Annotated in this window: 23 protein-coding genes; 17 read left to right on the top strand and 6 right to left on the bottom strand. The window is 66.9% G+C overall.

What is annotated here, in order from left to right:
• Window positions 1-3: 3 nt before the first annotated feature.
• The gene (locus tag AU072_RS02220; protein WP_064412199.1) at window positions 4-741 is read right to left on the bottom strand and encodes a GntR family transcriptional regulator; all 738 of its coding nucleotides are present in this window, start codon (window positions 739-741) and stop codon (window positions 4-6) included.
• Window positions 738-2,345, bottom strand: coding sequence for an SMP-30/gluconolactonase/LRE family protein (locus AU072_RS02215; protein ID WP_064412198.1), 1,608 nt, complete (start codon window positions 2,343-2,345; stop codon window positions 738-740). Before AU072_RS02215 ends, AU072_RS02220 begins: the two co-directional genes overlap by 4 nt.
• A gap of 138 nt (window positions 2,346-2,483) precedes the next feature.
• Between AU072_RS02215 and AU072_RS02210 the strand changes: the two genes are divergently transcribed.
• The 14 genes from AU072_RS02210 (at window position 2,484) to AU072_RS02145 (ending at window position 18,936) form a co-directional block, all read left to right on the top strand.
• Window positions 2,484-3,329: an SDR family NAD(P)-dependent oxidoreductase gene (locus AU072_RS02210; protein ID WP_064412197.1), complete on the top strand. Its 846-nt coding sequence runs from the start codon at window positions 2,484-2,486 to the stop codon at window positions 3,327-3,329.
• Between the two features lie 10 nt (window positions 3,330-3,339).
• Window positions 3,340-4,713: an aromatic ring-hydroxylating oxygenase subunit alpha gene (locus AU072_RS02205; RefSeq protein WP_064412196.1), complete on the top strand. Its 1,374-nt coding sequence runs from the start codon at window positions 3,340-3,342 to the stop codon at window positions 4,711-4,713.
• 3 nt (window positions 4,714-4,716) lie between these two features.
• Window positions 4,717-6,561 carry a flavin-containing monooxygenase gene (locus tag AU072_RS02200; protein ID WP_064412195.1) on the top strand — a complete coding sequence of 615 codons (1,845 nt, stop codon included), beginning with the start codon at window positions 4,717-4,719 and terminating at the stop codon, window positions 6,559-6,561.
• A 2-nt stretch (window positions 6,562-6,563) separates the two neighbouring features.
• Window positions 6,564-7,511, top strand: a complete 948-nt coding sequence (locus AU072_RS02195; RefSeq protein ID WP_064412194.1) for an SDR family NAD(P)-dependent oxidoreductase — start codon at window positions 6,564-6,566, stop codon at window positions 7,509-7,511.
• Window positions 7,504-8,811 (top strand): CaiB/BaiF CoA transferase family protein, encoded by a 1,308-nt coding sequence (locus tag AU072_RS02190; protein ID WP_064412193.1) that lies wholly within the window; start codon window positions 7,504-7,506, stop codon window positions 8,809-8,811. The genes AU072_RS02195 and AU072_RS02190 overlap by 8 nt, the downstream gene beginning before the upstream one ends.
• A 2-nt stretch (window positions 8,812-8,813) precedes the next feature.
• On the top strand, window positions 8,814-9,965 hold the full coding sequence (locus AU072_RS02185) for an acyl-CoA dehydrogenase family protein (RefSeq protein WP_064412192.1): 1,152 nt from the start codon (window positions 8,814-8,816) through the stop codon (window positions 9,963-9,965).
• Between the two features lie 5 nt (window positions 9,966-9,970).
• Window positions 9,971-10,888 carry an acyl-CoA dehydrogenase family protein gene (locus tag AU072_RS02180; RefSeq protein WP_064412341.1) on the top strand — a complete coding sequence of 306 codons (918 nt, stop codon included), beginning with the start codon at window positions 9,971-9,973 and terminating at the stop codon, window positions 10,886-10,888.
• Entirely contained in the window at window positions 10,885-11,811 is a 927-nt protein-coding gene (locus AU072_RS02175; RefSeq protein WP_064412191.1) for a Gfo/Idh/MocA family protein, read from the top strand. The genes AU072_RS02180 and AU072_RS02175 overlap by 4 nt, the downstream gene beginning before the upstream one ends.
• Window positions 11,808-12,974 (top strand): acyl-CoA dehydrogenase family protein, encoded by a 1,167-nt coding sequence (locus AU072_RS02170; RefSeq protein ID WP_064412190.1) that lies wholly within the window; start codon window positions 11,808-11,810, stop codon window positions 12,972-12,974. The genes AU072_RS02175 and AU072_RS02170 overlap by 4 nt, the downstream gene beginning before the upstream one ends.
• Window positions 12,974-13,921, top strand: coding sequence for an acyl-CoA dehydrogenase family protein (locus tag AU072_RS02165; protein ID WP_064412189.1), 948 nt, complete (start codon window positions 12,974-12,976; stop codon window positions 13,919-13,921). The genes AU072_RS02170 and AU072_RS02165 overlap by 1 nt, the downstream gene beginning before the upstream one ends.
• Before the next feature lie 11 nt (window positions 13,922-13,932).
• On the top strand, window positions 13,933-15,648 hold the full coding sequence (locus tag AU072_RS02160) for a thiamine pyrophosphate-binding protein (protein ID WP_064412188.1): 1,716 nt from the start codon (window positions 13,933-13,935) through the stop codon (window positions 15,646-15,648).
• 27 nt (window positions 15,649-15,675) lie between these two features.
• Complete coding sequence (locus AU072_RS02155) at window positions 15,676-17,109, top strand: aldehyde dehydrogenase family protein (RefSeq protein WP_064412187.1); 1,434 nt, start codon at window positions 15,676-15,678, stop codon at window positions 17,107-17,109.
• Between the two features lie 82 nt (window positions 17,110-17,191).
• Window positions 17,192-18,094: an amidohydrolase family protein gene (locus tag AU072_RS02150; RefSeq protein ID WP_064412186.1), complete on the top strand. Its 903-nt coding sequence runs from the start codon at window positions 17,192-17,194 to the stop codon at window positions 18,092-18,094.
• Window positions 18,095-18,162: 68 nt separating this feature from the next.
• The gene (locus AU072_RS02145) at window positions 18,163-18,936 is read left to right on the top strand and encodes a VOC family protein (protein WP_064412185.1); all 774 of its coding nucleotides are present in this window, start codon (window positions 18,163-18,165) and stop codon (window positions 18,934-18,936) included.
• Window positions 18,937-18,943: 7 nt separating this feature from the next.
• Here the strand turns inward: AU072_RS02145 and AU072_RS02140 are convergent, their stop codons facing one another.
• Window positions 18,944-19,522: an SDR family oxidoreductase gene (locus AU072_RS02140; protein ID WP_064412184.1), complete on the bottom strand. Its 579-nt coding sequence runs from the start codon at window positions 19,520-19,522 to the stop codon at window positions 18,944-18,946.
• Window positions 19,523-19,636: 114 nt separating this feature from the next.
• Between AU072_RS02140 and AU072_RS02135 the strand changes: the two genes are divergently transcribed.
• Entirely contained in the window at window positions 19,637-19,996 is a 360-nt protein-coding gene (locus AU072_RS02135; RefSeq protein WP_064412183.1) for an Hsp15 family ribosome-associated heat shock protein, read from the top strand.
• 3 nt (window positions 19,997-19,999) lie between these two features.
• Here the strand turns inward: AU072_RS02135 and AU072_RS02130 are convergent, their stop codons facing one another.
• Window positions 20,000-20,446, bottom strand: a complete 447-nt coding sequence (locus tag AU072_RS02130) for a cupin domain-containing protein (protein WP_064412182.1) — start codon at window positions 20,444-20,446, stop codon at window positions 20,000-20,002.
• A gap of 78 nt (window positions 20,447-20,524) precedes the next feature.
• On the opposite strand from AU072_RS02130, the gene AU072_RS02125 reads away from it, so the two are divergent.
• Complete coding sequence (locus AU072_RS02125) at window positions 20,525-20,941, top strand: hypothetical protein (RefSeq protein ID WP_064412181.1); 417 nt, start codon at window positions 20,525-20,527, stop codon at window positions 20,939-20,941.
• A 6-nt stretch (window positions 20,942-20,947) separates the two neighbouring features.
• Window positions 20,948-21,544 carry a GNAT family N-acetyltransferase gene (locus AU072_RS02120; protein WP_064412340.1) on the top strand — a complete coding sequence of 199 codons (597 nt, stop codon included), beginning with the start codon at window positions 20,948-20,950 and terminating at the stop codon, window positions 21,542-21,544.
• Here AU072_RS02120 and AU072_RS02115 read toward each other — a convergent pair.
• The gene (locus AU072_RS02115; RefSeq protein ID WP_064412180.1) at window positions 21,535-24,819 is read right to left on the bottom strand and encodes a LuxR family transcriptional regulator; all 3,285 of its coding nucleotides are present in this window, start codon (window positions 24,817-24,819) and stop codon (window positions 21,535-21,537) included. The genes AU072_RS02120 and AU072_RS02115 overlap by 10 nt on opposite strands.
• Window positions 24,820-24,967: 148 nt before the next feature.
• Window positions 24,968-25,417: an Hsp20/alpha crystallin family protein gene (locus AU072_RS02110; RefSeq protein WP_064412179.1), complete on the bottom strand. Its 450-nt coding sequence runs from the start codon at window positions 25,415-25,417 to the stop codon at window positions 24,968-24,970.
• Window positions 25,418-25,458: the final 41 nt, after the last annotated feature.

Raw genomic sequence — 25,458 nt, 5'->3', positions numbered from 1 at the left:
GGCCTAACCCTTGATCCGGCGCATCGTCATCGAGTGCCGGTACCGCGACGAGGGATGGGTGTTGATGGTCACCTGCGCGACCTCGCCGTCGGAGGTCGTGTAGGCGCGGCGCATCTCCAGGGCGGCGCTGCCGGCATCGACCTTGAGCGCGTTGGCGAGCTCGGGCGAGACGGTGATGGCCGCCATCTCCTGATGCACCTCGACGATGCTGACCCCGAACAGGTCTTCGATCAGCGGGAAGATGGGTCCCGAATGGCGTTGCAGCAGACGCCCGACCGCGGCGAAGGCCCGATTGATGTAGTACTCGGTGGTGCAGACCGGGGTGTCGCTGCCCTCGGCCTGCCGGCACCCGCGGACCGCGAGCCACTGCGTACCGGCCTTCAACCCGGTGTGGTCGGCCAGGTCGTCGTCGACGGTGACCATCGCGTTGGACTCGATCGTGAGCTGGGCTCCCGCCGCGAACGCCAGCAGGTCGTCGATCGAAACCACGTCCTGGGCATAGGAATTGGAGGCGGGTCGGGGAACCACGAGCGTTCCGGCGCGTGGCCGCGACGCGATCAGGTTGTCCTCCCGCAGCCGGCGCAGCGCCTCGCGGACGGTGTAGCGGCTGACCGCAAAGCGTTCGCACAGTTGTTGTTCGGTGGGAAGCTGCGAGCCGACGGGATAGATCCCGTCGACGATCTCCTTGCGCAGGGTCCGCGCCACCTGCAGGTAGCGATGGTCGGTGGGGCTGACGGTCATGTGCGCCGCAGCGCGAGCACGCTGCCCTCGCCGTCGGCCGACACATACAGTGTGCCGTCGGGGCCGACGGCGATACCCGCGAACGGCCCCTGCGGTCCGGAGAACGGCGGCATGCCCTTGAGCGGCTTGGGCTGCACACCCGGAGGCGGACCCACAGGCAGGTCCGACGCGATCGTGGTGCGCGCGTCGGTGGCCAGGTTCACCGCGACGACCTCCTTGGCGCCGGCGTCGACGATGTAGAGCACCCCGTCGGCGACCGCGATGCCCTGCGGTCGCTGCAGACCGTCGACCACCGTTTCCGTCGCGCCGCCGACGGCGACCACCCGTCCCGCGCCGGATTCGGCGACCAGCGGGCGACCGTCGGCGTCGAAGACCACCCCGACCGGATCCCGCAGATCCGTCGCCAGCACCTCGGGACCGCCCGACCCCAGCGCGTGCACACGTCCGGTGCCGAGCTCGGTGAACACGATCCGCTCATTCGGGCCGACCGCGACCCCGTAGAGCTGGTCGAAACCGTCAGCGAGATAGTCGGTCAAGCCATCGGCGGGGCGGTACCGACCGATCTGACCACCCGACGTGGACACCACGAATGCGTTGTCTCCGACGGGTGCCACCCCGCGGAGGAAGCCGGGGTAGCCCGGGGAGAACAGCATGCCGACCGTCTGCAGCGAGCCGTCATCGGCGACGGTGTAGAAGTAGGTGCCGTCGGCGACGTATAGCCGACCGTCCTCACCGAAGGCGAGATCCAGCGGCCAGTTCAACCCGCCGCCGAGCAATGTGCGGGTCTGACCCACACCGACGATCTCGGTGATCTCCCCGGTGAAGTTCGAGACGAACAGCCGGTCCCCGACGAACGTCAGGTTGTCGATCCCCGGGTTCAGCTGGGCCAGAAGGATTTTCTCCCCGCTTCGGGGATCGATGCGCAGCACCTGGCCACTGGCCACCTGTGTGGAGACCAGATAGCCCTGCGAATCGAACTTCACCGCATCGGGGACGCCGAGGTCGGCGGCCACCCGTTGCGGCTCACCGCCATTGGGGTCGATGCGCCAGATCTCGTTGGCCGTCATCAACGGGTAATAGAGCAGGCCGTCCGGACCCACCTCCATGGCGTTCGGTGAGGGCAGATCCTCCAACAGGATCCGCTCGGCACCCGTGCCGCGGTCCAATTCCATCAGCCGCCCACCGTCGCGGCACTCGTTGACGAACAAGCGATCCTGATGCACGGTGATGCCGTTCGCGCATGGCAGGTCGTCGCGCAGCACCCGCGTGCGGCCCGCAGCGTCACGCACGCTGACCCGTCCGTCCATCACCTCGGTCGCGAACAGGTTGCCGTCACCGTCGAAGGCGACGTCATCGGGGGCGACGATGTCGCCGCCCTTGGCGCTGATGGTCTCGAGCTTTCCGGTACCCAGGTCCAGCGCGCTGATCTGGCTGCCTGTCACCTGGGCGACGTAGACGCGGCCGTCCGGACCGGTGCGCAGACCGTTCGCACCGAACAGCCGGCTCGGCTCGGTGATCCGCTCGACTCGCCATCCGGCCGCGGCGGTCGGATTTCCGCCCGGATAGCGAGACTGCTGCAGGGACCCCGTCGCCGATTGCGTCATGACCTGGCACGTTAGCAAGCCCGCTTAGTCCAGACAATAGGCTCGGAAAGAAGTCATCCCGGCCTTGACGGGTCGATTCACGCTGGGGAATAGTGTTCTGCAACATGGAGAGCAACACTCGTTGTCCGGACAAATAGCATGGACGACCTCTTGAGGCTGGACGGCCGGATCGTCGTGGTCTCGGGTGCGGGCGGCGGCGGAATCGGCACCACCGTGACCCGGATGGCCGCCGAGGCCGGTGCCACGGTGGTGGCCGTCAGCCGGTCGAAAGAGAACCTCGACGAACACATCGGGCCCCTCGCCGACCAGGGCCTGCCGGTCATTGCCGTATCGGCCGACGCCTCCACCGACGAGGGCATCGCCACCGTGATGGAGCGGGTCCGTCGCACTGATGGCGATCTCTACGGACTGGTGAACATCGCGGGCGGCGCGGCGCCGTCGACATGGATGCCGTCGACCCGGGTGACGCGCGAGGATTGGCGGGCGTTGTTCACCGCGAACCTGGAAACCGCGTTCTTCATGAGCCAGGCGGTATGCGCAGAACTACGCGACCGTGGCCTGAAGGGTTCGGTCGTCTCGGTGTCGTCGATCAGCGGGATGAACACCGCGCCGTTCCACATCGCCTACGGCACGGCGAAGGCGGCGGTGGTCGCGATGACGCGCACCATGGCCGCGGAGTTGGCGCACGACGACATCCGTGTCAACGCGGTGGCCCCGGGGGTGACCGAGACCGCCGCATCGCGCACCTACGTCGACGTCGACCCCGACCGGGATCGGCGCGCGATCGCGATGGGCAGGCGCGGTCGGCCCGAAGAACAGGCGGGGGCCATCCTGTTTCTGCTCTCGGACCTGTCGAGCTACATCACCGGGCAGACGATTCTCGTCGACGGTGGGCTCAACCTGAAGTGGACGCACCTGGGTGCCGACAACACGTCGCTGTTCTTGAAAGACGAAACCTTCCGCGCAGAGATCAGTCGGTTCTAAGGAGTTTGAGATGACCGATACGCAGGACCGTGAAGTAGAAGTGCCGGAGGAGCTTTCGGAGCCGTTGACGATCCCCGTCGAGGCGTACGTCTCGGAGGAGTACGCGCGCGCCGAGCGGGACAAGCTGTGGCGCAAGGTGTGGCAGCAGGTCGGTCGCGTCGAGGAACTGCCCGAGGTCGGCAGTTACCTGACCTACGACGTCCTCGACGACTCGATTATCGTGGTGCGCACGGGGGCAAACGAGTTTCGGGCGCACCACAACGTGTGCATGCACCGCGGCCGGCGCCTCGTCGACACTCCCGACGGGGAGAAGAACGCCGTCGGCCGCGCCCGCAAATCGTTCGTCTGCGGATTCCACGGCTGGACATACGGTCTCGACGGGGCGTGCACCCACATCCGCGAACAGGACGACTGGAAGGGCGCGCTCACTCCGGAGAACACCCACCTCGTTCCGGTCCGGGTCGACACCTGGGGCGGCTGGCTGTTCATCAACATGGATCCCGACTGCGAACCCCTCGCCGACTACCTGTTCCCGGCCGCCAAGATCCTCGACCCGTTCGGGCTGGAGAACATGCGCTACAAGTGGCGCAAATGGCTGTATTTCGACTGCAACTGGAAGGTCGCGCTGGAGGCTTTCAACGAGACCTACCACGTGTTCACCACGCATCCGGAATTCAACAAGTTCGGTGAGTTCAAGGGGTGGGCCAAGGCGCAGGGCAGGCACAGCAACATCGGGTACGACGCGCCCAAGGACATGGAGGCCACCAAGTCCAAGATCCGGCTCGGCACCGGCGACGACCCGCGCGTCTCCACCGCGGAGATGCAGATGTACACGTGGGAGCAGACCAACGCGACGACCACCGAGACGCTGGTGAACGCGGCCAAGCGGCTGGTCGACGAACTGCCCGAGGGCACGCCCCCCGACAAGGTTCTCGAGCACTGGCTGGCCTCGGCACGCCGTGACGACGAGGCTCGCGGCGTCGTCTGGCCGACCATTCCGCCCGACATCCTCGGGCAGGCCGGTACGGCGTGGCAGGTCTTCCCGAACTTCCAGATCGGCCAGGGCCTGACGACCGCGTTGTGCTACAGCGCCAGGCCCCACCCGAGCTACGACCCCAACAAGTGCATCTTCGAAGTGGCGACCCTGGAGCTGTTCCCGAAGGGCCAAGAGCCGCAGACACATTGGGAGTACACGCCCAAGGACAGCCCGAACTGGCTGTCGGTGCTGCCCCAGGATTTTTCGAACATGGCCGCCGTGCAACAGGGCATGAAGTCGCTGGGCTTCCCGGGCACCAAACCCAACCCGTACCGCGAGCGCAGCACCGTGAACCTCCACTACCAGTTGTCCAAGTACATGGGCACCGGCGAACCGAAAGAGCTCTGAGCTATGACAATGTTCGACACCTGCGGGCCCACCGAGACGCCCGACGACATCGACATCGACGCGCTTCGGGAGAAGTACGCCCAGGAGCGGGCGAAAAGGCTTCGGCCCGAGGGTTCCAAGCAGTACGTCGAGTTGACCGACGACTTCGCCGGCTACTACGAGGTGGACCCGTACACGCCCGTCGCGCCGCGTGACCCGATCGTCGAGGACATCGACGTCGCGGTGCTCGGCGGCGGCTTCGGCGGGCTGCTGTCGGCGGCGCACCTGAAGAAGGCCGGTGTCGAGGACGTCCGCATCATCGAGCTGGGTGGCGACTTCGGCGGCGTCTGGTACTGGAACCGGTATCCCGGCATCCAATGCGACAACGAGTCCTATTGCTACATACCGCTTCTTGAAGAGCTCGATTACATCCCGAGCAAGAAGTTCGCCGACGGCCCCGAGATCTACGAGCACTGCCGGCGCATCGGCAAACACTTCGGCCTCTACGACTCGGCGATCTTCTCCACCCAGGTGCGGGACATGCGCTGGGACGAGGAGATCAAGCGGTGGCGCCTGACCACCAACCGCGGCGACGACATCCGCGCACGGTTCGTGGTGCTGGCGTCGGGGCCGTTCCACCGGCCCAAGCTGCCCGGTATCCCGGGCATGAAGGACTTCAAGGGGCACAGCTTCCACTCGTCGCGGTGGGATTACGACTACACCGGCGGCGACTACACCGGCGGTATGGACAAGCTGGCCGACAAGCGCGTCGCGATCATCGGCACCGGCGCCACCAGCATCCAGGTGGTGCCGTTCCTGGCCCGAGATGCCAAACACCTGTACGTCTTCCAACGCACCCCGTCGACGGTCGACGTGCGTAACAACACCACCACCGATCCGGAATGGGTCAAGACCCTGCAGCCCGGATGGCAGAAGGAGCGGCAGCGCAACTTCCACTCGTGGACGTTCGAGGGCATGGCTCTGGGGCAGCCGGACCTGGTGTGCGACTTCTGGACCGAACTCGGTCGCAACACCGCGGCGCGGGTGCTCTCGCTCGAGGATCCCGCGTCGATGACGCCCGAACAGTTCATGGCGATCCGCGAGGAAGAGGACTACAAGATCATGGAGCGGCTGCGCCGCCGGATCGCCGAGATCGTCGAGGACGCCGACACCGCCGAGGCTCTCAAGCCGTACTACCGCTTCCTGTGCAAGCGGCCGCTGTCCAACGACGACTATCTGCCCGCCTTCAACCGGCCCAACGTGACGTTGGTCGACGTTTCCGACTCCAAAGGTGTGGAGCGGATCACCGAGAAGGGCATCGTCGCCAACGGTCAGGAGTACGAGGTCGACTGCATCATCTACGCCAGCGGCTTCGAGATCACCACCGAGATCAGCAGGCGCTATTCGATCGACGCGATCGAAGGACGCGACGGCGTGTCGCTCTACGACTACTGGCACGACGGCTACAAGACCCTGCACGGCATGACAAGCCGCGGCTTCCCCAACCAGTTCTTCACCGGCTTCACCCAGGTCGGCATCTCGGCCAACATCGCGGCCAACTACGAACTGCAGGGCGAGCACATCGCCTACATCATCGCCGAGGCGCTGAAGCGGGGCGCGACCGTCGTCGAGCCGACGCCCGACGCCCAGGAGCAGTGGTGCCAGACCATTCGCGAAACCGCCGTCGACAACTCGGCTTTCGACGCATCCTGCACTCCGGGCTACTACAACAACGAGGGCGGCGGTGGCGGGGAGGGCATCCGCTCACACCTCGGCGAACCCTACGGTCCGGGCTTCTACGCGTTCGGCGACCTGCTGAAGGAGTGGCGCGACAAGGGCGATCTCGATGGCCTGGTACTCGAGAAGTAGCGATGGATGAGCTGCGCTTCGACGGTCAAGTGGCCGTCGTCACCGGCGGCGGCAGGGGGCTGGGCCGCTCATACGCCATGTTGTTGGCCCAGCGGGGCGCCAAGGTCGTCGTCAACGATCCGGGCGGAAGCCTGGCCGGTGAGGAATACGATCCGGTCCACCCGCCATCCGATCGATCGGGCCCCGCCGAAGAAGTGGTCCGCGAGATCACCTCTGCCGGAGGCGAAGCCGTGGCCAACACCGACTCGGTGGCCACCCCGGCCGGTGGACGGTCGATCGTCGAATCGGCCCTGGAGCACTACGGGCGCATCGACGTCCTGATCCACAACGCCGGCATCGTGCGCCGCGCTCCGCTCGCCGAGATGACGTATGACGACTTCGAAGCGGTGCTCGACGTGCACCTCCGCGGTGCGTTCCACGTTGTGCGCCCGGCTTTTCCGGCGATGTGCGACGCGGGCTACGGGCGCATCGTGTTGACGTCCTCGATCGGCGGCCTGTACGGCAATCACCAGGTCGCCAACTACGCGGTCGCCAAGGCCGGCGTCGTCGGGCTGTCCAACGTGGCCGCGATGGAAGGCGCCGCACACGGCGTCAAGAGCAACGTGATCGTGCCCGCCGCCGTGACCCGGATGGCCGAGGGCATCGACACATCCGCGTATCCACCGATGGGCGCCGAATTGGTTGCCCCCGCGGTGGGGTGGCTGGCGCACGAATCATGTTCGATCACAGGTGAAGCGCTGATCGCGCTGGCCGGCCGGATCGCTCGGGCCGTGGTCGTGGAGACGCCTGGGGTCTACCGGCCGTCGTGGTCGATCGAGGACGTCGGCGCGCAGATCGGCGCGATCCGCGACATGTCCGAACCGGTGGTGTTTCCCGTGGTGCCCGATGGGCACGGCGATCACATCAAGTACAGCTTCGCGATGGCGCAGAAGGGCGGTGTGCATGCCTAGCGGCCCGCTGACCGGCGTGCGTGTCGTCGACCTCACCGCGATGGTGATGGGTCCGTACTGCACCCAGATCATGGCGGACATGGGCGCCGACGTCATCAAAGTCGAACCGCCGCAGGGGGATAACACCCGCTTCATCTCCGTGGGTCCCTCGCCGGGGATGAGTGGGGTGTTCGTCAACGTCAACCGCGGTAAGCGCAGCGTGGTGCTGGACCTGCAGACCGAACACGGAAAGGCGGCGATGCGCGCGCTCATTGAACGGTCCGACGTGTTCATCCACTCCATGCGCGCCAAGGCGGTCGCCAAGTTGGGCTTCGGCTACGACGACGTCGCGGCCATCAATCCCGCGATCATCTACACCAACTGCTACGGCTATGGCCGCCGCGGGCCCGACCGCGACCGCCCCGCCTACGACGACACCATCCAGGCCGAGGCCGGATTGCCCGCGGTGCAAAAGCAATTGACCGGAGAGGCCGATTTCGTCGGCACGATCATGGCCGACAAGGTCGGCGGGCTGACCGCCCTCTACGCAACGATGATGGCGCTGTTTCATCGCGAGCGCACCGGGGAGGGCCAGGAGGTCGAGGTCGCCATGTTCGAGACGATGGCGTCGTTCATGCTGGTCGAACATGCCAACGGCGCCATGTTCGACCCCCCACTGGGTCCCGCGGTGTACCCGCGCACGGTCGCACCGAACCGCAGGCCGTATCGGACCAGCGACGGGTACATCGCCGCTCTGATCTACAACGACAAACACTGGAACGCGTTCATCGACGCGGTGCGGCCCGCGTGGAACAACGACAGCTACGCCACCCTCGAGAAGCGTGCGCACAACATCGATGTCGTGTACGGGCTGCTGGCTCAGACCATGACGGAACGCACCACCGCCGAATGGCTCGACCTGTTCGGGAAACTCGAGATTCCCGCCGCGCCGCTGAACACCCCCGACGCGCTGTTCGACAACGCACACCTGAACGCGGTCGGACTCTTCGAGACCGTCGAGACCGCGGACGGACCGGTGCGCTTCCCCGGGGTGCCGACGTGGTTCTCCCGCACCCCCGGAAAGGTCGCGGGTCCCGCACCGACGCTGGGCGCCGACACCGACAGTGTTCTCCAAGAGCTCGGTGACCTGGGCCTGGCCGCGGCAGCGCCCGAGTCGGCGTCCGCGCCCGAGCCCGCTGGCACGCCTCAGCCCGCCGAGCCCCCTCCCGCCGAACCCCCTGACGCCGAGACTGCGCTTTCTGACGGAAACGGGCCGAATCTGGTCAAAAACCGCAGTTTCGGCGCGTCGGAGGTGGGCTGAGCATGGACTTCGCGATGGGCGCCAAGGCCGCGGAGTTACGCAATGAGCTGCGCGCACTGGTCAAAGAGCATGTGCCCGAGAACTATCTGGGTGCGTTCACCGACGACCCCGCCGATCTCGAGATCGCACAACGGTTCTGCCGCATGCTGGCCGAACGCGAACTGCTGTGCCTGTCGTGGCCGAAGGAGTTCGGCGGTGGTGGGGCGTCGGTGTGGGAGCAGACGGTCGTGCGCGAGGAGATGTGGGCCCACCACGAACCGCGCGGCGCCCAGTACATGGGCGTCAACTGGGTCGGACCGATCATCATGCGGCACGGCACCGAGGAGCAGCAGCGCACACACCTGCCGCCGATCGCGCGCGGCGAGGTCATCTGGTGTCAGGGCTTCTCCGAACCCGAGGCCGGCTCCGATCTGGCATCGCTGCGCACCACCGCCCGGCGCGACGGTGAGGGCTGGCTGGTGAGCGGGCAGAAGATCTGGACCTCCTACGCGACGATGGCGCAGTGGTGCTTCCTGCTGGCCCGGACCTCGCGCGGTGAGAAGAAGCAGCAGGGCCTCACGATTTTCCTTGTCCCGATGGACGATCCGGCGATCCAGGTCCGGCCGATCCGCTGCATGATGGGCCCGCATCACCTCAACGAGGTGTTCTTCGACGACCTGCGGGTCACCGAGGCCGATGTGCTCGGGACGGTCGATGCGGGCTGGTCGGTGGTGCAGGACGTGATGGCCTTCGAGCGGGTCGGCATCGCCCGCTACGCACGCTGCGAACGACTGCTGGCCGCGGCGCCCACCGTGCTCGGCGAGCGGTGGGACGAGCTGCCCGCCGAATTACGGGGGCGGTGGGTGCGGATGCTGACGCATTGCCGGCGGGCCCGGCTGATGGCGTACCGCGTGGTGTCGCTGCAGAGCAGCGGACGCATCCAGCCCGGTGACGCCGCGGCCTACCGGATCGCGGTCACCAAGCTCGACCAGGACAGCGCCGAAGTCCTGATGGACATCGCGGCAGAGGTGTCGCACGACGATCCCCGCGCCTCCTGGTTCCTCGGCGAGGTCGAGGACCACTGGAAGTACTCGCAGGCCTCGACCGTGTCGTCGGGCAGCATCGAAATGCAGCGCATCCTGCTGTCACGCGCCCTGCTGGCGGCGTCGAAATGAGCGAGATGATCCTCGACCTCTCCGATGACTCCAAAGAGTATGGGCGCGAGGCGCTTCGGGCGTTCGAGGCGGCCGGCGGCGATGAGCTCGTCCAACAGGCCGAGGCCAAACCCGAGGCCCGTGAGTCGTTGGTCGGCGCGAGCCTCGCGGGGCTCGGCGCCTGGGAACTCGATGCGCGCAGCGATGCCGACGGCCTCGAAGCGGCCGCGGCACTGTGCCGCAGCGCGGGATACTGGGCGCTGCCGTATCCGGTCGCCGAACGGCTGGCCGCCCCGACCGATCTGGACACCGACGGCCTGATCGTGGTGGCCGGCAACCGGCCCGCCGCAGCGGTGGCCGGGACCGAGAGCCGTTGGACGACCGTCACGCTGGATGGCACCCGCAGCACCGTGACCGAAATCGGTCCCGTCGGGCCGGGTTTCGTCTCCGAATTGAGGACGGCCGTCGTCGACGACCGGGGTGCCGCGGATGTCGCACTCGGTCTGGTACTGCCGTGCTGGACGCTGCTCGGCATGCTCGACCGGGCGATCGAGCTGACCGTCGCTCACGTCAGCCTGCGCAAGCAGTTCGGCCAGACGCTGTCGTCGTTTCAGGGTGTGCAGTTCCAGCTGACCGACGCCGAGGTCGAACGCAGCGGCCTCGACATCCTCGCCAAGTACGCGTTGTGGAGCATCGCCACCGCCCGGCCCGAGGCGCTCACCGACGCACTCGCACTGCGGTTGTCGGCGCTCGAAGCCGCCGAAGTCGTGTTCCGCGTATGCCACCAGTTGCACGGGGCGGTCGGCTTCTGCGACGAGACCACCCTGTCGTGGCTGTCCCGCTACAGCCAGCCGTTGCGACGGCTGCCTCTCGGGCTGTCGGCGACCCGCGATGCCTTGACCCGCGAGGCGGGGCGCGCAGGCCTGACGGGGTTGTACGCATGAAGGTGGCGGTGATCGGCACCGGCTTCGGCAAGCACGCCGCGGCCCCCGCGTACGCTGCAGCGGGCTTCGACGTCGAGGTCGTCAGCCCGCGCGACGACGCCGCGGTCAAGGCCGCGCTGGCCTCGGATGTCGACCTGATCTCCGTGCACTCCCCGCCGTTCCTGCACCTCGAGCACGTCACCGGCGCCATCGAACACGGGCATGCGGTGTTGTGTGACAAGCCATTCGGACGCAACGCCGATGAGGCGGTGCAGATGCGCGATATGGCGCGTGATGCGGGCGTCCTGCACTTCTTGAACTTCGAGTTCCGGTTCAACGAATCATGGTCACGGCTCAAGGAGCTGGCCCACGGCGGGACGATCGGCACACCCAGGCACCTGCACTGGACGTTCTTCGGAAGCGGGCTGCGCGGCCGCAAACTGGGCTGGATCAACGACCGCGAACTCGGCGGCGGCTGGATCGGCGCCTACGGCTCCCATCTGATCGACTTCACCCGGTGGCTCTTCGGCAGCGAGATCACCGAGTGCGGCGGCATCACCCGCATCGACGGTTCGCCCGACCAGGCCACCGCCGAGGATGCCTACTCGGCATGGTTCGCAATGGCCAACGGCTGCACCGCCACTCACGACACCGGTTTCGCGGCCGCGGTGCCCACGCCGCCGTCCGTCACGCTGCTGGGCAGCGACGGCACCGTCGAACTGACCGCCGATACGACGCTGGTGGTGCGCCGGCCCGGCGCTGATCCCGAGACCACTGAGTTCGCACCGCCGCCGCGGCGCTCACCCCCGCCTGCGCTCTCGGCGTTCTTCGGACACGTCGCCGAGGCGTTGCGCAGCGGGACTCAGATCACCCCGGGCTTCGACGACGGCCTGGCCGTCGCGCGCGTGATGGACCACCTGCGGGCCGGGGCGGTGTGCCTATGACCGCCGAGCTCGACCGGTTTCGGCAGATGGTGCGGCAGTGGTGCGTCGAGCACATCCCGCCGGACTGGCGCGAAACACAGACCGGCGCAACCGATGAGCAGTTCGTCGCCTTCCAGAAGCAGTGGTTCGCCGAACTGCACAGCGCCGGCTTCGCCGTCCCGCACTGGCCTGCCGAATGGGGCGGCGGCATGTCGGTGGCCGAACAGGTCGTGCTGTATCAGGAACTGGCCGCGCACGACGCCCCGCGACTGGTGCTCGCGTTCGTCGGCATCCACCACGCCGCGTCGACGCTGTTGGTTGCCGGCACCGAAGAACAGAGGCGACGGCACCTGCCTGCGATCCTCGACGGCGAGATCTGGGTGCAGGGCTTCTCCGAACCCGAGGCCGGCTCCGACCTCGCGAGCCTGCGCACCACCGCGCGCAAAGAGGGTGACTCGTACGTCGTCAACGGCCAGAAGCTGTGGGCGAGCGGAGGCAAGCACGCGGACTGGTGCCTGCTGCTGGCCCGCACCGACCCGGATGCGCCGAAGCGCAAGGGGATTTCGTACTTCCTGCTCGACATGACCACTCCCGGCGTCGAGGTCCGTCCCATCCGCAATGCGATCGGCGACTCGCACTTCTGCGAGATCTTCCTCAACGACGTGACGATCCCCGCGGCCAATTTGATCGGGGCGGAGAACGACGGCTGGCGGGTCGCCCAGGCCACTCTGGGCGCCGAGCGCGGCATGACGATGCTCGAACTCGCCGAGCGGCTGGGCAACGCGGGCTTTCGCTGGCTGGTCCGAAGCGCTCCCGTCGACGACCCGATCGTCGCCGACCGGCTGGCGCAGTTCGAAACCGAGATCACCGGGCTTCGGGCGCTGTGCCGAAAGGTGGTCGAGGACAACGAGAGAGGCACCGCCGGCCCGGCCGACGCCTCGATCGTCAAACTTTTCTACAGCGAACTACTTCAGCGCATGACCGACTTCGGCGCGGAAATCGGCGGGGTGACCGCCCACACCGAACTGGCCAAGCCGATGTCGAGTGGCTGGGAGTCGGGCGCATGGGTGCTCGACTTCATCGGATCGTGGGAATGGACGATCCCCGGCGGGGCGAGTGAGATCCAGCGCACGATCATCGGCGAGCGCGGACTGGACCTGCCGCGGGAACCGAGCGCCGTCTGATGACCGACTTCACCGAATTCCACGACGAACTGCGCTCGGTGGCCGGCGATCTGCTCGCCAAGGACCGCAACCTCGAATGGCCGACGCTGATCGATGCCGGCTGGGTCGGGCTGGAGGTGCCCGAACAGTTCGGCGGGGCGGGTGCGTCGTTCGCCGAGGTCGCGGTGATCTGTGAGGAGATCGGACGCGCCGCCGGCGCCACTCACTTCCTCGGCAGCGCGGTGCTCGCCGCCGCAGCGCTGAACGCGGTGCGGCCCAGCGACACTCGCGACAATCTGCTCACCGAACTCGCCAGCGGCGCGACCCGGATGACCGTCGCGCTGGAACCGTACGACTTCGTGCCCGACGCCGAGGGCGCGGACCGGGTGCTGATCGTCACCGACCGCGGCATCGCCGTGACCGAACAACAAGCCACGCCGCGCCCAGTCGTCGACGAGACGCGGTCGCTGGCGGCCGTGTCACGGGATACGGCGGGCGCCGAACTGTTGCCGTTCGCCGACGACACCGCCGTGCAACGCCTCCACGAGCGCGCCGCCGCGGCCATCGCCTGCGACAGCCTCGGTCTGAGCGAGGCCATGCTCACCGCCACCGTCGGATACGTGAAGGTGCGTCAGCAATTCGGCAGGGCGATCGGCTCGTTCCAGGCCGTCAAACACGCCTGTGCCGACATGCTCGTCAGCATCTCCGTGTCCCGCCAACTCGTCGGTGCCGCAGTGCAGGCCGTCGCCGAGGACGCACCGGAGGCCGGAGTCGCCGTCTCCATGGCCAAGTCGTACGCCTGCGCGGCCGCGGTCGACATCGCCGGCAAGGCCATGCAATTGCACGGCGGCATCGGATACACGTGGGAGTGCGGCATCCACGTCTACCTCAAACGCGCCACCCTGAACCGATCACTGTTCGGCTCTCCGTCAGCACACCGCCAAGAACTAGCCAAGCGCTACCAGTAAAGGAGCTTCACATGGGTGTACCCGTATACAAGCGCATACTCGACCTGTTCGAGGCCGAGGGCGTCAACACGCTGTTCGGCATCCCCGACCCCAACTTCGTGCACATGTTCACCGAAGCCGACGCCCGCGGATGGTCGGTGGTCGCGCCGCACCACGAGCTAAGCGCCGGGTTCATGGCCGAAGCGGCATCGCGGATGACGGGCACGCCGGGACTGTGCATCGGAACGCTGGGTCCGGGTATGGCCAACATCGCGGGCGCGATCCAGTGCGCGCTCGTCGAGAATTCACCGGTGATCTTCCTCGGCGGACAGCGCGCCCGCGTCACCGAGCGTCGAGTGCGTCGCGGTCGCATCCAATTCATCCAGCAGGAACCGCTTTTCGAGGCTTCCGTCAAGTTCAGCAGCTCGATCGAGTACGCCGACCAGACCGACGAGATCATCCGCGAGGCGATCCGTCGCTCCATGTCCGGTACCCCCGGCCCCAGCTACGTCGAGTACCCGTCTCACGTCATCCTCGAAGAACTCGACGTGCCGGATCCGTTGCCGCCGCACCGGTATCGCCTCGTCAATCAGGGCGCAGGCCAACGCGAGGTCGCCGAGGCGGTCAAGCTGATCAAGGCGGCGAAGAGCCCAATCCTGCTGGTGGGCCACGGAGTTCACACCTCGCGCACCCAGGAGCAGGTCAGGCAGTTGGCCGAGCTGATGGCCTGCCCGGTGATCCAGACCTCGGGTGGCACGTCGTTCATCCCGGGTCTGCAGGACCGCACGTTCCCGTACCTGTTCTCTCCGGCGGCCAACGAGGCCGTCGAGAAGTCCGATCTGTGTGTGGCGCTGGGAACCGAGCTCGGTGAACCCATGCACTACGGCCGGACCCAGCACTGGGCGGAGGGCGACGCCAACCGCAAATGGATTCTCGTCGAACAGGATCCGACCGCGATCGGGGTGAACCGGCCGATCGACGTGCCGCTGGTCGGCGATCTGCGCGGTGTGGTGCCGCAGCTGGTCGAGGCGCTGCGCGACAACCCGCGGACACCGTCGGCCGACTTCGAGGCACTGATCAAGGCGGACGCCGCCGAACTCGCCCGGGTGGCCGAAGAAGCGCCGAGCGGTCGCTCGCCGATTCACCCGGCCCGCTACGTCGTCGAGGCTACGAAGGCCTTCGACGAGTGCACCGAGGACGGCATCCTGGTCCGCGACGGCGGCGCCACGGTGATCTTTCAGTGGACCTACTCGCAGACCAAGCCACGCGACGTGATCTGGAACCAGAACTTCGGCCATCTCGGCACCGGCTTGCCGTACGCGGTCGGCGCATCGGTCGCCGAGGGCCGCAAACGCCCGGTCATGCTGCTCACCAGCGACTCGGCGTTCCTGTTCCACATCGCCGAACTCGAGACGGCGGTGCGGGAGAACCTGCCGCTGGTCTGCGTCGTCGGGGTCGACCATCAGTGGGGCCTGGAGGTCGGCGTCTACAAGCGCACGTTCGAACAGCCGTCGCCGCAACCCGGTGTGCACTGGAGCAAGGACGTCCGGCTCGACAAGGTCGCCGAGGGCTTCGGGTGCCACGGCGAGTACATCGAGAAGGACGAGGAGATCGGCCCGGCGATCAAGCGGGCGTTCGCCAGCGGTAAGACCGCCGTCGTGCACGTCTGCATCGACCCGAAGGCCAACTCCGAGGAGATGCCCAAGTACGACCGATTCCGCACCTGGTATGCAGAAGGCACGCAGTAGGACCACGTAATAGAGAAGAGTAGAGCCATGCGTGAATATCTGAAGTTCTACATCGACGGCCAGTGGGTCGACCCGATCCGGCCCAACAGCCTCGAGGTCGACAACCCGACCACCGAACAGGTCTCCGGCAAGATCGCGATCGGTTCCTCGGCCGACGTCGACGTCGCGGTGCAGGCCGCCCGCCGGGCGTTCAACACCTGGTCACAGACCAGCCGCGACGAACGACTCGACCTGCTGCAGGCGATCATGGGCGAGTACCAGAAGCGCGCAGGCGACCTCGCCGACGCGGTCAACGAGGAGATGGGCGCGCCGGCGTCGCTGGCGGCCGGCCCGCAGGTCAACCTCGGGCTCGGCCACCTCACCACGGCCATCGAGGTGCTGAAGAACTTCGAGTTCGAAGAGCAGCACGGCGCGACGCTCGTCGTGAAGGAGCCGATCGGGGTGTGCGGGTTGATCACGCCGTGGAACTGGCCGATCAACCAGATCGCCTGCAAGGTGTTCCCCGCGCTGGCCACGGGCTGCACGATGGTGCTCAAACCGTCGGAGGTCGCACCGTACTCGGGCCAGATCTTCACCGAAATCCTCGACTCGGCAGGCGTTCCCGCCGGGGTGTACAACATGGTGTTCGGCGACGGGCCGGGCGTCGGAGCGGCGTTGTCGGCCCATCCCGACATCGACATGGTGTCCTTCACCGGGTCGACGCGCGCGGGTGTCGACGTCGCCAAGAACGCGGCGCTGACCGTCAAGCGCGTCACCCAGGAACTCGGTGGTAAGAGCCCGAACATCGTCCTCGACGACGACGACTTCGCCAAGAGCGTGACCGCGGGTGTCTCGGTGATGATGATGAACAGCGGCCAGAGCTGTAACGCACCGTCGCGCATGCTGGTGCCGAATTCCCGCATGGACGAGGCGATCGCGATCGCCCGTGAGGTGGCGGGCGCGGTCAAGGTGGGCGACCCGGACGACAAGACCGCGATCGGACCGGTGGCCTCCAAGGCGCAGTTCGACAAGATCCAGGGCCTGATCCAGAAGGGGATCGACGAGGGCGCGACCGTCGCCGTCGGCGGCACCGGACGGCCGGACGGGCTCGACAAGGGCTACTACGTCAAGCCGACGGTGTTCGCGAATGTCACCAACGACATGACGATCGCCCGCGAGGAGATCTTCGGGCCGGTGCTGTGCATCCTCGGCTACGACGACCTCGATCAGGCGCTCGAGATCGCCAACGACACGGAATACGGTCTGGCCGGCTACGTTTCGGGCGCCGATCTGGAGAAGGCCCGCGCGGTGGCGCGGCGGATCCGTGCGGGCTCGGTGGCGATCAACCACGGCTTCGACATGGCCGCTCCGTTCGGCGGCTACAAGCGCAGCGGCAACGGGCGCGAGTGGGGCCACTTCGCGTTCGACGAGTTCCTGGAGATCAAGGCCGCGCTGGGCTACGCGCCGGAGGCCGCCGGATAGGGATTTCGGTGTCCAAACAGTCGCTGTTCGACTGTTTGGACACCCGAATCGCAAGCGGTTCAGCGCGTATATCGTCACGTGGGTGACGGTACGAGGCGAGAAGTACGAATACGGCATCGATTTCGACCGCATCGCGGCGATCGACATCCACACCCACGTCGAGATCGACTGCCACGGCCACAAGGCCTACGTCGACGAGCTCGTCGAGGCGACCGAGAAATACTTCAAGATGCCACCGGGCGCGACGGCCGGTGTCGACGCGGTCGCCGACCTGTACCGGCAGCACAACACGGCTGCCGTCGTCTTCACCATCGACGCGCGCACGGCGATGCGCCACGTACCGAACTCGATCGAGGAACTCGTCGCCGGCGCCGCGCGCAACAACGACGTGCTGATCCCGTTCGGCAGCGTCGACCCGTGGCACGAGCGCCGCGCGGTGCACCGCGTGCACGAGCTCATCCGCGACTACGGGGTCAAGGGCTTCAAGTTCCACCCGAGCATGCAGGCTTTCGAACCCAACGACCGTCGCTTCTACCCGATCTACGAGGCGATCACCGAGGCCGGACTGCCCGCGTTGTTCCACACCGGGCAGACGGGGATGGGCTCGGGGCTCCCGGGTGGGCACCGCATCAAGCTGCGCTACTCCGATCCGATGCTGCTCGACGACGTCGCCGCCGACTTCCCGGATCTGACGATCGTGATGGCCCATCCCGCGGTGCCGTGGGTCGACTCGCAGATCGCGATCGCCACGCACAAGGCCAACGTATACATCGACCTGTCCGGCTGGAGCCCGAAGTACTTCCCGCCGCAGCTGGTCCGGGCCATGAGCCGGCAACTGCGCACCAAGGTCCTGTTCGGCACCGACTTCCCGTACATCCAGATCGACCGGTGGCGTGCCGACTTCGACACCCTCGACATCGACCCGGCGGTGCAGTCGCTTATCTACAAGGAGAACGCGCTGCGGGTCCTGGGGGTCACGCGCTAGTCCGATGAGTTTTCGGGCGGACGGCGGTCTGCACCGGTGACTGACCACCCACCGAGAAGGAGACCATCGTGCCCATCCGCAATTCCGCCCCCGTGGGCGCCCCCACCTGGATCGACCTGGCGTCCTCGGACGTCGAACGCTCGCAGGCCTTCTACGGCGAGGTGTTCGGCTGGACGTTCGAGTCGGCGGGCCCCGAATACGGCGGCTATGTCACCGCGTCCAAGGACGGCAGGCCGATCGCCGGCCTGATGTTCAACGACCCGCAGTGGAACAGCCCGGACGGCTGGACCACCTACTTCCACACCACCGACGCCAACGCCACCCTCGACGCGGCGATCGCCGCGGGCGCGACGACGTGCGGAGCGCCCGTGATGGAGGTCAAGGACAAGGGCTGGATGGGCATGCTGTCCGACCCCAGCGGCGCGTTCGTCGGGCTGTGGCAGCCGGGTGGGCACCGCGGATTCGAGGTCGTCAACGAGCACGGGGCACCGGTGTACTTCCAATGGACCGGCCCCGATTACGCCAGGTCGCAGCAGTTCTACCGCGACCTGTTCGGCTGGCAGCTCGAGACGGTGTCCGACACCGACGAATTCCGCTACAGCACGGCGAACTTCGACGGTGAGGCGTTGCTCGGCCTGATGGACGGCGGCGCCTTCCTGCCCGAGGCCGAGCCCTCGAACTGGAACTTCTTTCTGGGCGCCGACGACGTCGACAAGACCGTGCAGTTGGTCCTCGACAACGGCGGCGCCGTGATTCGCGGCGCCGAGGACACGCCGTACGGTCGGTTGGCCGCGGTGGCCGATTGCACCGGGGCGGCCTTCAACCTGTCCTCGCTGCGGTGAGCGAGCGTCAGGCGGTCATCAGGTAGTCGGTCCTGCCGACGAAGACGATGCTCGCCGGGTTCGGCGTGATGGCCGCGTCGACGACGGCGTCGGCGAAGGTCATGTGGCTCATGTCGCCGGACACCACCGTGAGCTGCACGCCGGCCTGGCGGAACTCCGAACGCCTTGTCAGCAAGGCGGTTTCGCCGGCCCGCATGCTGGCCGCGACGGCCGTGTAGCCCTTGGGCACCGCCTTGTCGGGGAAGAAGTGGGCCTGATGGCTGGTGACAAAGACGATCCGTCCGCCGACCGGCATCAGCGGTAGAGCCGCCAGCGCGAGCCGGCGTTGGGCGTCGCGGTTGAGGCGCATCGCGCAGTCGGGGTCCGCACCGGTGTCCAGCGCGTCCGACGAGTTGAGGATCAACGTGTCCAACCGACCGAAGCGCGATGCGATGCCGTCGATCACCTCCGCGGATTCGACCTCGTCGGAGATGTCGCGCGTCACGGCGACGTGGGTGTCGGCGCCGGCGAGCTGGCGCGCGACACGCGCGCCGAGGCCTCTCGAGCCGCCGGTGACCAGGACGATTCGTTCGGGTTGGTGATCCATGTCGGGCTCCTTCCGTCGCTGCGCGCCCGCGTGGCCCCAACCGTACACCTATTTCTAAGAAAAATAAGGTCTATCTAAGGTCACAATAAGGTAGCCGTCGGTCATGATGGTGGCGTGGAGTCGACCCGCATAGACAGGTGGTTGTGGTCGGTCCGGTTGGCGAAGACCAGGCCCGACGCCGCCGAGGCATGTCGGGGCGGGCACGTCCGGATCAACGGGCGCCCCGCCAAGCCGGCCACCCCGGTATCGCCCGGCGACGAGGTGCGGGCCCGCCTCGGGCAGACCACGCGCGTGGTGGAGGTGTTGCGGGTGATCCACAAGCGGGTGGGCGCGGCCGACGCGTCGACGTGTTATCTCGACCGGACACCCAAGCCTGCGGTCACCGAAACGGTGCAATTCGCGGCGCGCGATCGCGGTGCGGGCCGGCCGACCAAGCGGGATCGCCGGATGTTGGAGAGGCTGCGGGCTCGATGAAGTTCAGCCTGTCGGGGCTGCGAGCTCGAAGTCCGCGAAATCGAAACCCGGCACCACGACGCAGCTGACCAGGCTCGGCTCGTCGTCGCGGGGGCGTGCGCGCTGCCAGTGGCCCGGCGGCACAACGAACTGGGGCTGCTCGCCGGAAAGGATGTCGACACCCAGTATTTGCGTTGTGGCGCGGTCCTGTTCGGGCCCGACCTCGAGCAGTAGCGGGCTGCCCGCGTGGAACAGCCACAGCTCGGCACTGCGCACGGTGTGCCATGCCGACTGCTGACCGGGCATCAGCAGGAAGAGGATCGCCGTACCGGCGCTGCGCGGGCCGGTGTAGTCCGGCGGCAGTGCGGACTGCGGCACCATCAGGTCACTGCGCCACGTCTCCCTGTACCAGCCGCCCTCCGGATGGGGGGACAGGTCGAGGCGCTGCGCCCATTCCGGAAGATCGGTCATTCCAGTACCTGCCTTTTTCGTTTTGGACACTCCAGACTAGAGACCGGGGCGGTGCGATCCAGCCGATAGGCTCGTGGCATGTCGCGAGTGCGCCCCGGATGGCTGGTCGCATTGTGCGGGGCGATCGTGTCGGTGAGCGCTTGGCTGCCGTGGCTGACCGCGAACGGCGGCCGGGTCAGCGCGATAGGCGGCATCTTCGGTGACCTGCCCACGCCGAAGCCCGGATTCGGGGTGGGCCAGTTGATCGTGCTGCTGGCCTCGTTGCTGATCGTCGCGGGTGCGATGTCGGCGCGAGGATTCTCGGCTCGGATCGCATCGACTGCCGCGCTGGCCATTTCGGTGCTACTGGTGGTCCTCGCCGTGTGGTACTACCGGCTCTACGTGTACCCACCGGTGTCGGCCGGCTACGGGCTCTACCTCGGCGCCGCCGTCGCCGTGGTGGCGGTGGTCTTGTCGGTGTGGGCGATGGTGGCCGCGTGGGCGACGGTCGCGTAGGTGGCGGTGAGCGGGTTCGTCGAGCCGGTCGTCCTGACCGGCGACCAATGGGTGGCATTGGAACCGCTGCGCCGTGAACATATTTCGGAGATCGCGGCCGTCGCCGCCGACGGTGAACTCGGGCGCCTGTGGTTCACCGCGGCACCCGCAGCCGACTCCGTCGAGCGATGGGTGGACGCCAGACTGGCGGTTCAGGCGCCCGACACCGGTCTGACCTTCGTGGTGCGGCGCCACGACGGAACACTGGTCGGGTCGTCGAGCTACATGAACGTCGACGGCGCCAACCGGCGACTCGAGATCGGCAACACCTGGTATGTCGCCTCGGCGCGGCGCAGTGGTATCAACTCCGAGACCAAGCTGCTGATGCTCCGCCATGCGTTCGACGAGTTGGGTTGTGTGGCAGTCGAGTTCCGCACACATTTCTTCAATACGGCGAGCCGCGCGGCGATCGAGCGCGTGGGCGCGAAACTCGACGGAATCCTGCGCAGCCACCAGCTGCTGCCCGACGGGTCACGCCGGGACACGGTGGTGTATTCGATCCTCGACGTCGAGTGGCCGGCTGTGCGGAACAACCTGCGGTACCGGTTGAACCGTCACACGTGACGTGCGGCTTCTCGGATGAGCTGAATCCGCGAAGTAAATCCGAGCTTGGCGTAGACATGGGTCAGATGCGTCTGCACCGTACGCGGCGAGATGAACATGCGCTCGGCGATGTCCTTGTTGCCGAACCCGTCGACGGCGTGGCGGACGACGTCCCGCTCGGTGGGCGTCAGCGACTCCCACCCGCTCGTGGGCCGCTTCCGTTCCCCCCTTCCACGCTGGGCGTAAGCGATGGCTTCCTCGGTCGACATGGCCGAACCCTCGGCCCAGATGGTGTTGAACACGCCTTCTCCCAGGGCTTCTCGGCACAGTGCAACCGCATCGTCGTATCCGATCGCGTACACGGGCCACCGAGCCACGCCCATCGCGCTTCGGCCCGCGGTGGCCGCACCGAAAAGGCGGGCCGCGTGCCGGTGATTGCCGTCATGAACCGCGCAACGTCCGAGGGCTTCGAGCGCTTCGGGCACGTTCACGAACGAGCCGGTGTCTGCGGCGAGCGCCAATGCGGCGTGGCCGTCCCGCTCGGCTTGGTCGGTCTCGCCCTGAGCCAGCGCGACGTGAGCGCGCGCGACGATGGCGTTCTGTCGATAGTTGCCGACCGTCAGGGTGATGGTTTCATCGGCCCACTTGCGAGCGGCGGCTAGTTCGCCGCAACTCAACAACCCAAGGGTCATCGGAATGAGGGATCGCATGTACGGGATCCTGTCGGGGGATACCAACGCCACCGCCGCCTCGCAGGCGGCTTTCGCCGCGTCGGCGTCTCCGGCCGCCAAGGCCGCAAGGGCCGAGGTGGTGTGCAGAAGGTCTTCGTGAAATCCGCCCATTGCGATCGAGACTTCGCGCGCCTGTTCGGCTTTCGCACGCGCCGCAGATGCCTTTCCTTGGTATGCGAAGGAGTTGCTTTCACAGCTCAGGGCGAACAATTCGAGCATGCGCTCGCCGGCGGCTTGCGCCTCCTTGCTGACATCCCGAATCACGGCGTCTGCTTCGGTCGTCCCGCCCCGCCAGCCCATGGCAGTTGCGAGCCAGGTGCGGCAGTAACGTGATACGAAGCCGTCGCCGATGGCCTCGGCGACGTCACGGCCCTCCCCGGCCGCCAGTTGCGAGGCGATGGGTTGGCCGGCCACACTCGTCGCGACGGCCAGGCAGCTGAGGAAGTAGCACAGCCTCGATCGATCGCCGGTTTTCCGCGCGAGATCGATCGCTTCGGCCCAATACGCTTGGGACACCTCCGGGTTGTAATAGGCAAGCCCACCGCAAGCCGCCAGGCAGGACGCGATAAGTCCCTGGTCACCCGTTTCGCGGGCAGCGGCCAGCGCCTTCTGCCCGCGTTCCAAGCTGGCCGGCTCGGCGGTCCAGGCGGCGAGGAGGCTCCTATCGGCGACGGCGCGCGTCCACACAGCCGGGGCGACGTCGTCGTCTCGATAGCGGTTGTCGTTGAACGTGAGATCAAATGCCGCAATGCCTTCGCCCATGCGACCGCGGGCCTCCCAGAGCCGCTGCAGGGCCGAAATCTGGCGCAGGGCTGGCTCGAACTCCCCGCAGTCGATGCTCCAGGCATGGGCCGCCCGGAGGTTTCCGGTTTCCCGTTCGGCCCATCCGACGAGCCGGCCATCGCCTCCCAGCTGTACGGCCGTGGCGACGTAGTGGTCTCGATGCCGAGCCCGTATCAGGCTGGCTTCGCCTGATTCGGCAAGCTTTTCGAGCGCGTACTGGCGGACGGTCTCGAGCAGGCGATACCGCATGGTGGCCGCCTCTTCGTCAGCGGTGACGAGCGACTTGTCGACGAGAAGCGTCAGCTGGTCGAGAATCTGGAACTCCTCGGCCTCACTGGTGGCTGCGACGGCGCGCGCGGCGTCGAGGTCGAATCCGTCCATGAATACGCCCAGCCTGCGGAGCAGGACTTGCTCGGGTCCGGTCAACAGCGCATGAGACCAGTCGACCGAGGCGCGCAAGGTCTGCTGGCGCCGCATGGTGTTTCGGGCGCCGCCGGTGAGGAGCCGGAACCTGTCATTGAGGCTGTCGGCGATCTGTTGCAGCGACAGAGCGCGGACCCGCGCCGCCGCCAACTCGATCGCGAGCGGCATCCCGTCGAGTCGACGGCAGATGTCCGTCACCAGTTGAAGGTCGTCGTCTATTGCGTGGAACGTGGGCCGCGCCCGTTGAGCCCGGTCGGTGAACAGCGCGACGGCTTCGTTCTGCAACGACAGAGAGGGCACCCGCCACGTGATCTCTCCGGACACCGCGATCGGTTCACGGCTGGTGGTGAGAATCGTCAACCGCGGGCAACTGCTCAGCAGTCGTGTGATCACGTCACCGCATATGTCCAAGAGGTGTTCGCAGTTGTCCAGTAGGAGCAGGATTTCGCGGTCACCGATGAAGCGCTGCACCGTCTCAAGGGGGGACCGTCCGGGCTGGTCGGGCAGGCCGAGCGTGCGGGCGATCGTGATCGAGACGACCGCCGGATCGGCGATGGCTGCCAAGTCGACCCACCACAGGCCGTCGTCGAATTCTCCGGACAACGTATTCGCGGCCTCAATGGCGAGACGTGTCTTACCGGCACCACCGGCTCCTGTCAGGGTGACAAGGCGATTGTCGAGGAGCAGCCGGCATACTTCCTCCAGCTGTTGAGCGCGGCCGACGAAGCTGGTCAGTTGTGCCGGGAGATTGTGTGAGCGTGAGCTTTTGGCGGTGCGTAGCGGTGGAAAGTCGTTACGGATTGCGGGGTGACACAGCTGCACCACGCGTTCAGGCTTGGGTAGGTCGCGAACCGGATGCGTCCCGAGTTCGGCGAGCCATGCATCTACGGGTAAGCGGTCGGACACCAAATCGGTTGTCGTACCGGACAAGACGGTCTGCCCGCCGTGCGCAAGATCGCGGATCCGGGCGGTGCGGTTGATGGTGGGGCCGATGTAGTTGGCCTCGTCACGCAATTGCACTTCTCCGGTGTGCAAGCCGATACGCAGCCGGATCGGTGTCAGTGCAGCGCGCTGTAGGTCAAGGGCGCATGCCACCGCGTCGCTTGCACGCCCGAACGCGATGACGAAGCTGTCACCTTCGCCCTGCTCGATGGGCCGGACGCCGCTGTGCGCGCCGATGACCTCGGCCAGCGTTCGATCGAGGTTGGCGAAGGCCGCCGTCATCTCATCGGGCTGGGTCTCCCAGAGCCGGGTGGATCCCTCGACGTCCGCCAGCAGCAGCGTCACCGTTCCGGTCGGTACCAGCTCGCTCACGCCCAAGTCGCTCCAGTTCAACGGCGCCGCGTCGATTCCAGTCATGCTAACCAGCGTGCGGCCGTCAGCACGGCGAAACATCGGCGCGGATGCGTAGATCTGTCGCAGAGGGGCGCGTAGACACGCCGAAACTGCGGCCAGATCGCAGGATCGGACTGGAACGCGATCTGACCGCAGTCTCGATTGGGTGCGGTTACCCGGCTTCGACGGTGGTTGTCTCGATCGACTTCTGATCGCCGCCGTGGGCGACGTCGATCTTGCGCGGCTTGGCGCGTTCGGCCATCGGGATGGTCACGGACAACACGCCGTTCTCGTAGGTGGCCGAAATCTTCGACGCGTCAATGCCTTCGCCGAGGGACAGCTGCCTGCGGTAGGTGCCGAAGAACCGCTCGTTGGCCAGCCACTGCACACCGTCATCCGAGCGTGCTGTGCGGTGTGCGGAGATGGTCAGCGTGCCGTTGTCGACGCTGACGTCCACCGAGCCGGGGTCCACGCCGGGCAGATCCGCGGTCAGCAGGTAGTGGTCGTCGACCTTGCACAGGTCCATCGGCATGAACCGGGGAGAACGATTCGATCCGGTCTGGTTCGTCAGCAGGCCACGGGTCAGAGCATCAAGTTCGGTGAACGGATCAAAGCGAAGCACAGCAATTCACCTCCTACGCCTCTCAGAGCCCGCCACCCTGG

The sequence above is a fragment of the Mycolicibacterium novocastrense genome, assembly GCF_001499835.1.
Classification (GTDB): domain Bacteria; phylum Actinomycetota; class Actinomycetes; order Mycobacteriales; family Mycobacteriaceae; genus Mycobacterium; species Mycobacterium novocastrense.
Note: the sequence above shows the minus strand (reverse complement) of the source record. Positions and strands in the feature narration are given on the sequence as shown.